Genomic DNA, 13996 nt, shown 5'->3' with positions numbered 1-13996 from the left:
TATTTTTTATTCTTTTAAATTACACAATTTCCCTACCAGCCATTATTTTGCTCCAGTTCAGAAAATTTTAAAGTCTCTGAATTTGGAATAGGCATGTAAGTTGCAAATGGTTGATAATTTCTAATTTCAACAGACGGCAGTTCAATATAATTATTTTCGTCAAAAAAGTAACCTTTTGCTGGTTCATTTAACGGTAATCCCCATCTTCTAATATCCCAGAACCTATGTCCCTCAAAACTTAGTTCTATACGACGCTCATTTCTGATAAGCTCTCTCATAGCTTCTGTAGTTGTAATAGTTGCTAAGTAGTTATCTGGTTGTGCAATTCCTGCTCTATTACGTATAGCTGCAATCACATCACGAGCGGTAATACCACCAACCTGATGGTCAGGGCCACCAATTTCATTAGCTGATTCTGCTAATATTAAAAATAATTCTGTATATCTAAAATACACATTGGCATGTCTCTTACCTTGAGCAGTTCCATCATTATTAATTCTAACTTCTGGTTGCAATAATTTTTTTAGGTAATACCCAGTAGTTGTGGACTGTCCAGGAATAGAATCTAACCTGTCATTTCCACCACCAAAACCAGTATTAATAGTACCACCTCCAAAAGAAGCACCATTAACAACAACATATTTTTCTAACCTAGGGTCTCTACTAGCATAAGGGTTTTGAGGATCAAAACCATTAGCCTCAGTTGCAGGATATCCATCTTGCATTGGAAATGCCATTACAAAGTTATGTGTTGGATTAATCTCCCCATTTCCATTTACTGAAGGTGGAAACATTCTTTCCTCAATGTTAAAAGTGTTGCCTCCTATAGAACCACGCCAAAGCATTTCGCTGCTCTGTATATTGTCATCTGATATATAAAACTCATTCCCATTTACATCTAAACCAGCAACACCTCCTATAGTATTTAAAATTTCAGCGGCATTAGTTGCTGCCATATTATAATAGCTTTGACTATTTAAAAACGACGGACTCGCTGCTAAAAGTGCTAAACGTGCTTTTAACGCTTTTACAATTCTTCCAGAAATACGTAAATCAAAAAAGTTATCATTTACTGTTTGGTATTTAACATACTCAAAATTTTCTAAATCTGAATACCATTCATCTACCTGCCCCTCACTTAGTCCATAATCTGTTGGTAATAAATTAAGTGCCTCATCAAAATCTGCCATAATAGCCTGAACAGAAGCTTCAAATGATAAACGGGGTACATTAAAATTACCATCAGCTTCAATAAACTCAGTAAAGTATGGAATACCTAGTAATTCTCCAGATTCACCTATACCAGCATGCGCTTGAAGCACATAAAAATGATGCAATCCTCTTAGCGCCAAAGCTTCTCCCTTCATACGCATCTGAAACATTTCATTAGTTAATGTATCTCTGCTCCATTGAGTTTCTCCTGCGTCAATAATTTCTAAGAATCTGTTTACCCAGAATACACGTTCAAAACTACTCCATCGTGAGGCAGGGTTAAATTGTGCATTTAACTCACCAAGAGCCATTCGCTTATAACTGTTATCCAAAATATTATTAACAGCATCATCAGTAGCTGCTTCAGAAAATGAATATTGATTAACTAAGCCTGTATATGCATTTAATAGTACACCTTCTGCTGCATTTGGATTTGTGGTAACAAAATCAAAGCCTAACCTGTTTTCATCAACAGGTTCGAGAGTATCACAGGCAATCATGCCAGTAAACACCAACATAATTAAAATATATTTTATTAAATTTTTCATTTTATTTATCTTAATTTTCTAATTATATTAAAATGACATTCTCAAACCAAGAGTATAAGCTCTAGACAGAGGTGTTGTTCCTATTCTTAAACGACGAACATCTTTATTTTCGCCTATTTCAAACAAATTAGTTCCAGAAAGATTTAAACTTAAATCCTCAATACCTAGTTTATTACAAAAAGTATCCTGAAATTCATAAGTTATCTGAGCACGGTTAATTGTAAAGAAACTCGTGTCAAACAACCAAAACGTAGATGTTCTAAAATTATTTTGATTTGTTTGTGATGATAACCTTGGATAAGTTGCCGTACTTGCAGTTTCTGGTGTCCATCGTCCTAAAACAACTTCTGAGTATTTATCATTACCATCAACTGAATAATATTGGTTAAAACTACTACTTAACTTATTACCGTCTGCTCCAGATTGACCTGTGGCCAAAACAAAAAAGTTAAAACTTTTATACTTTAAGTTAAGGTTTACCCCATATGTCCAAGGGCTGCTAGCTTGCCCAATAGCAATTCTGTCATCATTATCAATAATATTGTCCCCATTTTGATCTTGATATTTTATATCTCCTGGTTGAACGCTACCAAATTGAGGCACAGGTAAACCAGCATTCAAAACTCTATTACCATTTACATCTGTATTGAAATCTGTTTCAGCATAAAAACCTTGATCAACTAATCCGAAAATTGTAGAAATCTCTGTTCCTTGTGTTTGTAGATAGTCTTCAGCAAAGACTTCAGATCTTTTAGCCCTTTCGGTTTGACTATATAGCAAGTTTGCACCTAAACTAACTGAAAAATCTTGATAAGTTTTATTGAAATTCATACCTATTTCAAAACCAGTGTATAAGTTCTTATCGAAATTATTATATGGTCTGAAGTTATTGTAAAAAGATGGATATTGGTCATTCAAAAATCCTACTTGCTTATCAAGTTCTGATTTAAAATAATTAAACTCTAACCACATAGAATTCATTAAATACGTTTCTAAACCAATGTTTAAGTCTATACGCTCTTCAAATGTTAAATCAAGATTCTCTCCTTGTGTAATATCTTGTCTGCGATTAGAATTTCCATCAGCCCAATTAATATTGCTTCCACTAGAATAGTTTAAATCATATAAATAGTAACCATCAATCCCTTGATCAGACTTTATAATACCTCCTGAAGCCTTTAACTTAAGGTAGTTAATAAATTTACTGTTCTTCAAAAATGGTTCTTCACTTATAATGTAAGCTATACCCGAAGTTGGTGATAAAGCACCTCTATTTCCTTCAGCTAGTTTTATAGAATTAGTATATGTCCCTGTAAAATCAAAAAATAATTTCTTTTTGTAGTCATAAGTCATTTGAAATCCTAAGTGCGCATCAACATCTGTTTGAATAACATCATTTTGCCTTTGTGAATTATAAAAACCTAATAAAGTGGTATTCAAAGAATGATCCTTAGCAAAAGTGGTATCGTAATTTATTAGTCCGTAAAAACCAAATCGAGATATAAAACCATTGGTAGTAACATTTTCAGTTTGATCTTTTATATCTTCTCCAAAAACACCAAGACTTGTTATTCTATCGCCTTCCCAAGTTGGCTCATAAGTTTTAAATTGATTATTTATAGATAAATTATAAGAATCATAAAAATCAAAACTTACATAAGTTTTGGCTGACAAACCTTTAGTTATTCTATCTAAATCAAAATTGATTGTGTTGTTAAACTGAGTAGAACGAAACACTGTATCTCTATAACCACCAGCAATAGCTAAAGCTATAGGAGCATCTGCCCCAAACTGTTGAGTTGAACCTAAAAGCATCCCATTAAACGTATTTGCAGCTTGTAATTGTCCAGCAACTGTGGGGTCGCTAGTGTCTATTAAATCTATAGGCAAAAATGGTGAATATGTATTAGGTCTTAAAGTAGTCGCAGCACTCAACAAATTAGCTCTAGAAGACTTGTTAGAACTTATAATAGCAATACCATCTAGACTACTTGTAATCCAATCATTTATTTTAAAATCTAAGTTACCTCTTACATTAAAACGATTAGTTCCTGCATTTATATCATCATTAATATTAACCCATGCCTCATTACGATTCCAACCCACATTAACATAATACTGATTTTTATCATTACCACCAGAAAACTCAGTTATTATATTTGTAGAATTCACAAAAGGCTGCACATATTCACTTGAATATAAATCTAAATCTGGGTATTTAAATTTATTAGAACCTGATCTAAACTCTTGAATAAGTGCTGGGTCATAAAAATTATCTAACCCGTCATTATTTCTAGCTTCATTAAAAAGTTGCATATATGGCGCTGAACTCAAATAATTAGGTAAAGAAATAGGTACACTAATACTAGAGCGTACATTAACTTTAACTTCTTTTTTATTAGCTTTTCCACGCCTAGTATTAATAACGATAACACCATTTCTTCCTTGACTACCGTACAAGGCAACTGAATTAGCATCTTTAAGTACCGTTATCTGCTCAACCTCTTCCATATTCAGGATGTTAGGATCACGACCAATTACGCCATCAATAACAAAAACAGCGTTCCCTATACCTCTAATATTATCAGAGCCTCTTACACCTAACATAAGTCCGTTAATATAATTTCTTACAAATTGTGTATTATCATAAGTTAATCGATCTTGGGTATTAATTGACGATACCGCACCTATAATATTGCGTCTATATTTAGTGGCAACTCCCATCTTTATTTCGTCATCTTCCGAAGCGAGAAAAAGAGATTTCTCCATGGTAATATTACCAATTAAATCAGATACTGCAATAATCACTGATTCATAGCCCTTTTTTTCAAGTACAACAGATTCATCATCTAATAATTTGATTTTAAACTGTCCATTAACATCAGAAGATGCCTTACCTCCTTTAGGGCTAAAAACATCAACGCCGCTTATAGGGTTACCTTGTTCATCAACCACAGTTGCTGTTACTTCTGTACCATTTGTTTGAGCTATTGTAACATTACAAAAGCATAACAAGATTAAGCTAACTAGAGTAAACAACCTATATAATTTATTTATCTTCATTTTTTTTGTTTATTTTAATTAAAACGAATTTGTAAAAGACTACCACCCTGGGTTTTGAGGGAAGCCTTCGTAAATTAGTGTTTGCTCAACTGGAAATGGTAACCAATAATGCTGAGGAAACTCACAAATTCTATCTACAAGAAGCGTTTCTGTAAAACTACTTCTGTCTTGCGGAAAATCTAAGGCTAATTTTCTTCTATATTTATCTAAATGGGCTAGTCCCCATCGTCTAATATCTACCCATCTATGTGCTTCATAACTTAACTCAACAGCTCTTTCTCTTCGTAGTTCATCCATAAACTTGTTATTATCAGAAACTATATTAGGAGCCACATTAGGAATACCTGCTCTATTACGGAATAAATTAACAGCCCCCACAGCAGTTAAACTGTAAGACCCTGGTGCTGTAGTTGCTCCCTTAGATGCATGTAATGCTTCTGCATACATTAAATAAACATCTGTAAGTCTCATATGCAATCGTACTCCGACGTATTGATTTATAATAGGATTCCATCTACTATGATACTTACCATCAACTTTAGGATAAAATTTGGTCCACATATACCCTGTATTGTTTACTATTTTGATGTTTTCAGCACCAGTACTACGGTGAAAACCTTTTACAGAAGGAGATTCAAACCAAAGTTGGGCAGCTACATGATTAGGATCCTCAGCTCCTGCGTCTATAATATCTCCATCAATGATATGCCATTTATAAAAACGTGGATCACGGTTTTCAAAAGGTCTAGTTTCATCAAATAATCTTTGGCCTGCAGGAAGTTTTTGATCTTCTTCAATAGATAGTCCATTAGCCATACCAAAATTGTTATGAATAAAATTATGTGTAGGACTAATTACTTCATATCCAGCAGAATTGGAGTGAATAGCTCTATTTACTCCTGATGCCATAAATCTTGTAGCCTGTACAGTACTACCTCCAGTTGCAGCAAATATAAATTCTGTACTTCCTGGCCATGAACCAGGTGCTGGCGATTTCCAAAACACTTCATCTAATTCTTCCAATGTAGTAGCTAAAGCATAACGCCCTTGATCAGCTAATTTAAGTATTCCAGCAAAAGCATCAACTGCCATATCACACAACTCTGTATCATAGTCATATGTATTTATACTTGCATTGTTACCTTTCATTAAGGGGCTAGCTGCAAGAAGTAGATTTTTACCTTGAAAAGCATATGCTGTACCTTTTGTAAGCCTACCCTTATTTTCGCCTCGTGTTAGTTGTCCATAAGCCTCATTATCCCAATCTACAGGTAATAATTCAACGGCTTTTTTGTAATCTTCGTTAGCTAGTAAAGCAACTTCTTTGTAAGTCTCTGGACGTGGTATTGCAAAATCATCTATTAATACTCTATCAATATATGGGTAACGCCCCCAAAACTTCATAATCTCATTATGGAAAAATGCTCTAAAAAAATAAGCTTGCCCAAGGATAACATCTTTTTCGGCTTGAGTAGCATTTACCATTAAATCTAACCCTCCATTTTCAGCACTTTCTACATTATCAATTACAATATTAGCTTTTCGAATACCACGCAAGCTACCATCATATACCCCAGGTCTCTGTCTATTAAAAACATTAGTGTTCTCAACATTAGCAGAGTTAGTCCCTGTAGATCCATAATTAGCATTATAGTGGTTATTTAAGTAACAAAAATTATCATTTATTACAGAATTGAATCTTCCTGCATCAATATCGCCACTAGCTTTTGTAGGTCTATCAACAAATCCATCATCACCCAGAAGAAAATCTTGAAAGGTATGTGTTTGCTGTTCATAAGACACTACTAAGGAATACATTTCTTCAACAAAACCTTGCGCATTTTTAAAGGTAGAAAAAACATCTTCTTGCTCTATGACTAACTCTGGTGCCACATCTAAATAGTCCTCGCATGAAAACGAGAATACGAGTCCTAAGATTATTAATATTTTTAATTTATAGTTTTTCATTATTTCTTTTTTTTAAAAATTCATATTAAAACCAAAGTTAAATCTCTTTAAGGTAGGGTAATCCCCTCTTTGCTGTCCTTGATTTGCTCCACCTGTGTTAAACTCTCTATCATCAGGCATATCAGACCATAAGAACAGGTTATTTCCATTTGCAAAAACTTGAAGTTTCTTCAGCCCCAGTTTTTCACATGTCTTTTTTGGTATATCATAAGATAAAGAAACTGATCTAAGCCTTGTTAATGAGCCATCCAACCAGTTATCTCTAGGATTAGTTGCACCACGGACTCCAAATGATGGTTGAGTATCAGTATTATTTGGATTATCAACAGTCCAATAATCTAAATCTTGTGTAAAGATTAAAGGTGTTGAATTACTAAAGGTATTGTTACTAAACAATCTAGATGCATTTTGCGTACCGTACAACTGCGCTGAAATACTAAAACCTTTGTATCGAGCACCTAGAGTAGCACTCCAAGTTCTTTGCGGTTGTTCAGGATAACCAAAAGGTGCATTATCAAAATTACCATTATAAACACCGTCTCCATCAAAATCTACAACATCATAATACCCAACACGTGTTAAATTTTGATTTTCATTTTGTGGTGTTGACATATAAACATCGTCCCAACTTGTCAATATCCCAGCTGGAATGGCTGTTCTTCTTTGCCCAATTGTATATCCAGCATCTTTTAGGTGATCGGGTTGAAAAAATGGATCATCTCTTACTATTACTTTATCTATGGCTTGTGTAAAATTAAAATCGCCAAATATATTTAAACCGTTACCAAAAGTATAACTGGAACCTAACACAATTTCATAACCCCTTACCTCAACAACACCTTTATTAATATCTGGAGGTGTTGCTCCAAAGAAATTTGGTAAAGTCTGAATTCCAGCACCTGTAATCCCAATATTATCACGATCTTCTGCAAAATAATCTATCTCTCCAGTTAATAAACCGTCAAATAAGTTGAACTCAGCACCTATATTATACTTAGTAGCTGACTCCCACTGAAGGTTTGGATTACCTACTACAGCTTCTCTGTAAAACGTGTAAGGCGATCTTCCTGTATTACCTTGATATGAACTTGGTACTAAAAATGCAGATGCACCAGACTCCCATCTGGAAAAATATCGGAATCTACCACCAAAATTATCATCACCAACAATACCATAAGATCCTCTAAATTTTAGCAAATTTAACCAATCTACATTTTCCATAAAGGCTTCGTTTGACACTGTCCAACCTGCTGCTAGAGATGGGAATAAGTCGAAACGAAATCCTGGGCCAAATTTTTCAGAGCCATTGTAAGCACCGTTAATATCTAAAAAGTATCTTGAATCATAATTATAAGTCACTCTTCCTACCCAATCTTCACGGTATATTGGAAAAACACTACCCGTTGCACGCTCCTGCCTTCTAACTAAGAATAAAGCGGTCAGGTTATGCTTTTCAGCAAACGTCCTGTTGTAATTAAATGAAAAATCGTATACCATTTGACGTGATCGTTGGTTCTGCTCTGCGGTTGAAGAATCTACAGATTCTAAAGTCCAAGGTGGTTGAACATAACCAAATCTAGTATTGGTATCTGGAATAAGAAGACTCTCTACATCACCATCGTAAACCCTAAAAATTACACCTCCATCATTTAAATTTTGCCTACCTCTTTGAGAGTTATCTAAAGAAAATCGGCCTTGAAAAGACAAGCCTTCAGTTATAAAGTCTAATTTTTGTTTTAATATAAAATCTGTATTGACTTGAAATTCCCTAAAAGTGTCATAACCCTGAGCTTGTAAAGTCTGAACAGGGTTTACGTATACATTAAAATAACTAAAAGGGTTCCCATACACTCCATCTGGATATACAGGCGGATAAAGACTTGGCGCTATTAGGTAAAGTCCATTAGTTACATTACCTATTGAACCAGGATTCTCTCTAATACCCAAAAAACCAGCTAGATTAACAGACAACTCAGTAGTATTTGTAATATTAAAATCGATATTAGATCTAAAGTTGAATCTATCATATCGATACTCACCTAAATAGCCTCTTCCATTATCGTATTTACCTCCATCAAAAATATCTTCTACAGTTTGATAAGCCAAACTACCAAAATATTTAGCCGTTTTGTTACCACCTCGTACAGACAGGTTAACTCTATAATCTTGTGCAAAATCTTTTAACAATTCATCTTCCCAATCAACATTAGGGTATATATAACTTTCTTCTAAACTAGCAGGGTTACGATATCTATCTACAATAGCCAATGGCGTATAATTCCTCCATGTATTCGGAGCTTGAGCTATTCCTCTTAAAATAGCACTATTTGCCTCTATTAGACCATCATAAGAATCTAATTTTTCTGGTAATTGAGAAACCGTTTTGATGGTTGTATTTACACTTAACGACAGTTCTGCTTTCCCTACCTGACCTCGTTTAGTGGTAATTAATATTACCCCGTTAGCTCCTTCTACACCAAAAACTGCCGTAGCAGAAGCATCTTTAAGTACCGATAGGTTTTCAATATCATTCATATCTATGTCGCTCATCGTCCTCTTAACACCATCCACAAGCACAAGAGGATCCCCATTACCATTCCATGAACTTCTACCACGAATAAAAATCCTTGTGTTATCTTGACCAGGAACACCACTACCTTGTATAGCAGTAACACCTGGTAAATTTCCTTGCAATGCTTCTTCAACATTGGCTATACCAGCTGTCCTTTCCATTAAATCCTCACCCTTCATCTGAGTAATAGCAGCTACAACGCTCTCTTTTTTCTGAGTACCATAACCTATAACAACTACTTCATCAAGACTTGCCACGTCCTCTTCTAGGCTAACATTAATGGTTGTTTGTCCATTTACTGGAATTTCTACCGTTTTAAAACCTAGATAAGAAAACACTAAAGTTTTTTCTCCTAAAGTTAATTCAAGTGAATAGTTTCCATCAAAATCAGCCGAGGCACCTCTAGAAGTTCCTTTTTGTATAACACTAACCCCAGGTAGAGGCACACCGTTAGCATCTGTAACAGTACCTGAAACCCTCTCTTGAGCATGTAAATTAGCTGCAGTAAAGCTGGAGAACACCAACATTATTGCAAATGCCATTACAGAAACAAAACATCGGTTTTTAGTTTGTTGCTTCATTTTCAGTTTTAGTTTTAACATATAATTTAGTTTTACTAGTTAATTAATCATTATGAAACATTAGTAATAAAACCGAATCACAACAATTTTACCACAATTTTACAAATAACTACTTACTCAGGTATCCTGTACTGTACTGATTATTACAATCTTTTCGAACTGTATGATTAAAACAGATATTTAATAGTAATTAAATAGGTGTAAATCATGCTTTTACAAGTGATGTTTTATTCAAAAATAAAAAAAAAAAATCTTAGCATATAATAAAATAAACATTTGTATTTTTGTATTTTGTATACAAAATACATTTTAATTGATGTAAAAAGTTATGATTGAACATAATAACATAAGTCAGCCTATATATCTAAAGTTAAAAGAGATGATTCTTAATGGCGAATTAAAACAAGGCGAAAAAATAGTTCAAGAAAAAATAGCTGAATCGTTAGGTGTTAGCAGAACACCTTTAATGAAAGCTTTATTAGCTCTAGAAAACGAATATTTAGTAGAAAGTATTCCAAGGAGAGGCATGTATGTTAAAGCTTTAAATAAAAAAGAGATTGTAGATATATATATATGTCGAGAAGCTCTTGAAGGAATGGCTGCACGTTTGTTAGCGCTTTCAAAAGATGATAAAATTATTAAACAACTTGAAGATTGTTTTACTTCTTTCTTGAATAAAGAAAAAATCAACATTAAAGCTTATTCAAAAGCAGATGAAAAATTTCATTCATTACTAATTAAACTTACAGGTAATTCACCTCTTGACAAAATATACTTCTTTGGTAAAATACATGATAAAGTTATTGGTCATGGACTAGTTAGACCTCCAGAAGAAACATTACAAGAACACTTTAAAATTATAAAAGCTATTGCTTCTGGAAACGCTAATGAGGCAGAAAATTTAGCAAGATTACACATTAAAAAATCGCGAGAATTATTATTTAATCAATAAAAACTAAAAAGTGAAAAATTATAACATTGCAGTTGTACCCGGAGATGGTATAGGAAATGAAATTGTTCCAGAAGGATATAGAGTATTAGAAGCAGTTGCTAAAAAGCATAATTTCAATGTCACATCAAAAACATTTGATTGGGGGGCAGGATACTACATTAAAAACGATAAATTCTTGCCTGATGACGGTTTAGAAACCTTAAAAGAATTTGATGCAGTTTATTTTGGTTCGGTTGGATTACCAGCTGTAGATGACACACTACCGGCTAAAGATTATACTTTTAAAGTACGTACAAGTTTTGATCAGTATGTTAATTATAGACCAGTAAGAACCTACCCTGGTGTAACTAGACCTTTAAGAACTGAAAAACACATAGATTTTGTTATTGTTAGAGAAAACACAGAAGGTGAGTTTGTACAAATGGGTGGTCAATATTTACCAGACGAGGCTAATGGGATGGGACTAGATACTAGTATTTTTACTAGAAAAGGTATTGAAAGAGTAGCACATTATGCGTTCAAATTAGCTAGAAAGAGGAGACATAAAGTAACTCATATAACCAAGTCTAATACCTTAATTAATAGTTTATCTTATTGGGATCGGGTTATTAAAGAAGTAGCTTTAGAATATCCAGATGTTCAGCATGATCAGATGTATATAGATAATTCAACAGCTAGTTTTGTTCTTAAACCTGAAATTTTTGATGTGGTTTTAACCACGAATCTTTTTGGTGATATTTTAAGTGATTTAGGTGGTGCTGTTATGGGGAGTTTAGGCCTTGGAGGTAGCGGAAATATAAACCCTGAAAAAGAGTTCCCATCTATGTTTGAACCTATCCATGGGTCAGCTCCTGATATTGCCGGACAAAATATAGCTAACCCTTACGGTCAGATTTGGTCTGCTGCTATAATGCTAGAACATTTGGGAGAAACTGAAGCAGCCAATAATATAATGGAAGCCATTGATAAAAGCACATCTTCGGGTGTATTAACAAAAGACTTAGGAGGTAATGCAAGCACTTCTGATGTGGCTGATGCTGTTATAAAAAATTTATAACAGTACATGAATACTATAGTCGATCTTACACTAAATTTTACTAATGATTTTACTGGTTTTTCTAAAGAAACCAGTAAAATCATTGAAAAAGATGGATGGAATGCAAGTACATTAACATTCTACTCACATTGCGGAACCCATATGGATGCCCCAATTCATTTTAATGTAAGTAATCAAACTATTGATAAAATACCTATTTCTGATTTTGTTGGGAAAGCATGGGTAATAGATGCTCGAGATGTTGTTTCCAAGGGTTTAATATATTCTAATCATATTCCTGAAAAAATTCTAGAAAAATTTTCTGAAGGAGATAGTCTCATTTTTTGGACTGGTTGGTCACAATATGTAAATACCCAAAAGTATAGAGATGAACTACCAAGAATAAGTGAAGAACTAGCTAATTGGTGTGTTGAAAATAAAGTGAAAATGATTGGTGTTGAACCACCTTCAGTTGCTGATGTAAACAACATTGAAGAAGTTACTAAAATCCATGAAGTACTACTAAAAAGTGTTGTTATTATTGAAGGACTTACTAATATTGAAGCTTTACAATCAAATTGTATTGAACTCATAGCTTTACCATTAAAAATTTCTGGTGGAGATGGGGCACCTGCAAGAGTCATAGCCATAGAAAAATATTAATGAGTACTGATTTACTAAATATAACTAAACAGCTACCTAAAGAGGATGTCTCTAACCATAGAGGCATGAATTACAACCTTTTTAAACAATTAAATAGAACCTGTATTGTAGTTGATGATGACCCCACTGGTAATCAAACAGTTTATGATATTCCATTATTAAGCCATTGGGATAAAGAAACCATTATAAATGAATTTAAAAATGAAACTCCAGTATTTTTCATCTTAACAAATTCTAGAAGTTTATCCGAAAAAAAATCTTTAGAAATATTTAAGCAAATATCTAAAAATATTGCTGAGGCTTCACAAATTACGAATAGAAAATTCACAATTATTAGTCGTAGTGATTCAACATTACGAGGTCATTTTTCTGAAATCGAAATTATTAAACAAGTTATTTCAGAAAAAGAAGCCATTACCTTATTTATTCCTGTAATGTTTGAAGGTGGTCGTATTACAGTAAATGATACTCACTATATTTTAGATAACAAGCAGCTTACCCCTGTAAATGAGACACCGTTTGCAAAAGATCATACTTTTAAGTATTCCAATGCAAATTTAAAAGGATACATAGAAGAAAAGACAAATGGGAAGATAAAAGCTTCTGATGTTAATTCATTCAGTATTGATACCATAAGATTACTTGATGTAATATCACTAAGCAAGCAAATAAAAGCGTTGAAGCCAAATCAATACTGTATTGTAAACGCTTTAAATTACAATGATTTAGATAAATTTTCACAAGCTATTTTGTTAGCTGAGAAATTAGGGAAAACTATATTTTTTAGAACTTCAAGTTCTTTTGTTCCTTCCTACATCGGACAAAAACCTAAAGGTTTATTGTATCCTAAAGAACTCTTTAAAACCAATAATAAACCTGGAGGTTTAATCATTGTAGGCTCTTATGTTAACAAGTCCTCTATTCAACTTAATTCAGTTTTAAATCATTTTGAAAAAGAAAGTGCCATTGAAGTTGATGTCGACATCATTTTAAATGGACAAACAAACTCATATATTCAATCTTTAGTTTCTAAAATAGAAGACCATATAAAGCAAGGAAATGATGTTATTGTTTACACTAGCAGAAAACTAATCTCTGGAAAAGATACAACATCTAATATCAACATAGCATCAAAAATATCAAATAGTTTAGTCGCTATAATAAAGGGCATACAAGTCCGTCCAAAATATGTATTAGCCAAAGGTGGTATCACCTCTCATGATATAGCAACAAAAGGCTTAGGCATGAAGCGCTCAAAAGTCTTAGGTCAAATAGAATATGGTATCCCTCTTTGGTCAATGGGAAAAGAGACCAAGTTTCCTGAATTGCCGTATATCGTATTTCCTGGTAATGTAGGAAGTGAAGATTCCCTTTTAACACTAATCCAAAAGCTAAATTAAT

8 protein-coding genes are annotated in these 13996 nt (G+C 33.4%); 4 read left to right on the top strand and 4 right to left on the bottom strand.

The genetic code is table 11. The annotated features are described in order from the left end of the window. Positions 1-32: 32 nt before the first annotated feature. Genes DIS18_RS07805 through DIS18_RS07790 form a run of 4 tightly spaced genes read right to left on the bottom strand, consistent with a single transcriptional unit; the run spans position 33 to position 9965 of the window. The gene (locus tag DIS18_RS07805) at positions 33-1760 is read right to left on the bottom strand and encodes a RagB/SusD family nutrient uptake outer membrane protein (protein ID WP_109352428.1); all 1728 of its coding nucleotides are present in this window, start codon (positions 1758-1760) and stop codon (positions 33-35) included. A gap of 27 nt (positions 1761-1787) precedes the next feature. Next, entirely contained in the window at positions 1788-4823 is a 3036-nt protein-coding gene (locus DIS18_RS07800; RefSeq protein ID WP_109352427.1) for a SusC/RagA family TonB-linked outer membrane protein, read from the bottom strand. A gap of 39 nt (positions 4824-4862) precedes the next feature. Further along, a complete protein-coding gene (locus tag DIS18_RS07795) occupies positions 4863-6791 on the bottom strand; it encodes a RagB/SusD family nutrient uptake outer membrane protein (protein ID WP_109352426.1) in 1929 nt (642 codons plus the stop codon). Positions 6792-6803: 12 nt separating this feature from the next. Continuing rightward, positions 6804-9965, bottom strand: a complete 3162-nt coding sequence (locus DIS18_RS07790) for a SusC/RagA family TonB-linked outer membrane protein (RefSeq protein ID WP_109352425.1) — start codon at positions 9963-9965, stop codon at positions 6804-6806. 307 nt (positions 9966-10272) lie between these two features. Here DIS18_RS07790 and DIS18_RS07785 point away from each other — a divergent pair, with 307 nt between their 5' ends. The 4 genes from DIS18_RS07785 to DIS18_RS07770 are packed head-to-tail and all read left to right on the top strand — an operon-like array spanning position 10273 to position 13995. Then, a complete protein-coding gene (locus DIS18_RS07785) occupies positions 10273-10896 on the top strand; it encodes a GntR family transcriptional regulator (protein WP_109352424.1) in 624 nt (207 codons plus the stop codon). A gap of 10 nt (positions 10897-10906) precedes the next feature. Beyond that, the gene (locus DIS18_RS07780; RefSeq protein ID WP_109352423.1) at positions 10907-11953 is read left to right on the top strand and encodes a tartrate dehydrogenase; all 1047 of its coding nucleotides are present in this window, start codon (positions 10907-10909) and stop codon (positions 11951-11953) included. 6 nt (positions 11954-11959) lie between these two features. Beyond that, a complete protein-coding gene (locus DIS18_RS07775) occupies positions 11960-12595 on the top strand; it encodes a cyclase family protein (RefSeq protein ID WP_109352422.1) in 636 nt (211 codons plus the stop codon). After that, complete coding sequence (locus DIS18_RS07770; protein ID WP_109352421.1) at positions 12595-13995, top strand: four-carbon acid sugar kinase family protein; 1401 nt, start codon at positions 12595-12597, stop codon at positions 13993-13995. Before DIS18_RS07775 ends, DIS18_RS07770 begins: the two co-directional genes overlap by 1 nt. Position 13996: the final 1 nt, after the last annotated feature.

The sequence above is a fragment of the Algibacter marinivivus genome (assembly GCF_003143755.1).
GTDB classification, from domain to species: Bacteria; Bacteroidota; Bacteroidia; order Flavobacteriales; family Flavobacteriaceae; genus Algibacter_B; species Algibacter_B marinivivus.
The sequence above is the reverse complement of the archived record's forward strand: the minus strand, read 5'-3'. Positions and strand labels throughout refer to the sequence as shown.

Excerpts from the sequence above, each read along its gene's own strand:
- DIS18_RS07805 (WP_109352428.1), bottom strand. The coding sequence starts at position 1,760 with ATGAAAAATTTAATAAAATATATTTTAATTATGTTGGTGTTTACTGGC.
- DIS18_RS07800 (WP_109352427.1), bottom strand. The coding sequence starts at position 4,823 with ATGAAGATAAATAAATTATATAGGTTGTTTACTCTAGTTAGCTTAATC.
- DIS18_RS07795 (WP_109352426.1), bottom strand. The coding sequence starts at position 6,791 with ATGAAAAACTATAAATTAAAAATATTAATAATCTTAGGACTCGTATTC.
- DIS18_RS07790 (WP_109352425.1), bottom strand. The coding sequence starts at position 9,965 with ATGTTAAAACTAAAACTGAAAATGAAGCAACAAACTAAAAACCGATGT.
- DIS18_RS07785 (WP_109352424.1), top strand. The coding sequence starts at position 10,273 with ATGATTGAACATAATAACATAAGTCAGCCTATATATCTAAAGTTAAAA.
- DIS18_RS07775 (WP_109352422.1), top strand. The coding sequence starts at position 11,960 with ATGAATACTATAGTCGATCTTACACTAAATTTTACTAATGATTTTACT.
- DIS18_RS07770 (WP_109352421.1), top strand. The coding sequence starts at position 12,595 with ATGAGTACTGATTTACTAAATATAACTAAACAGCTACCTAAAGAGGAT.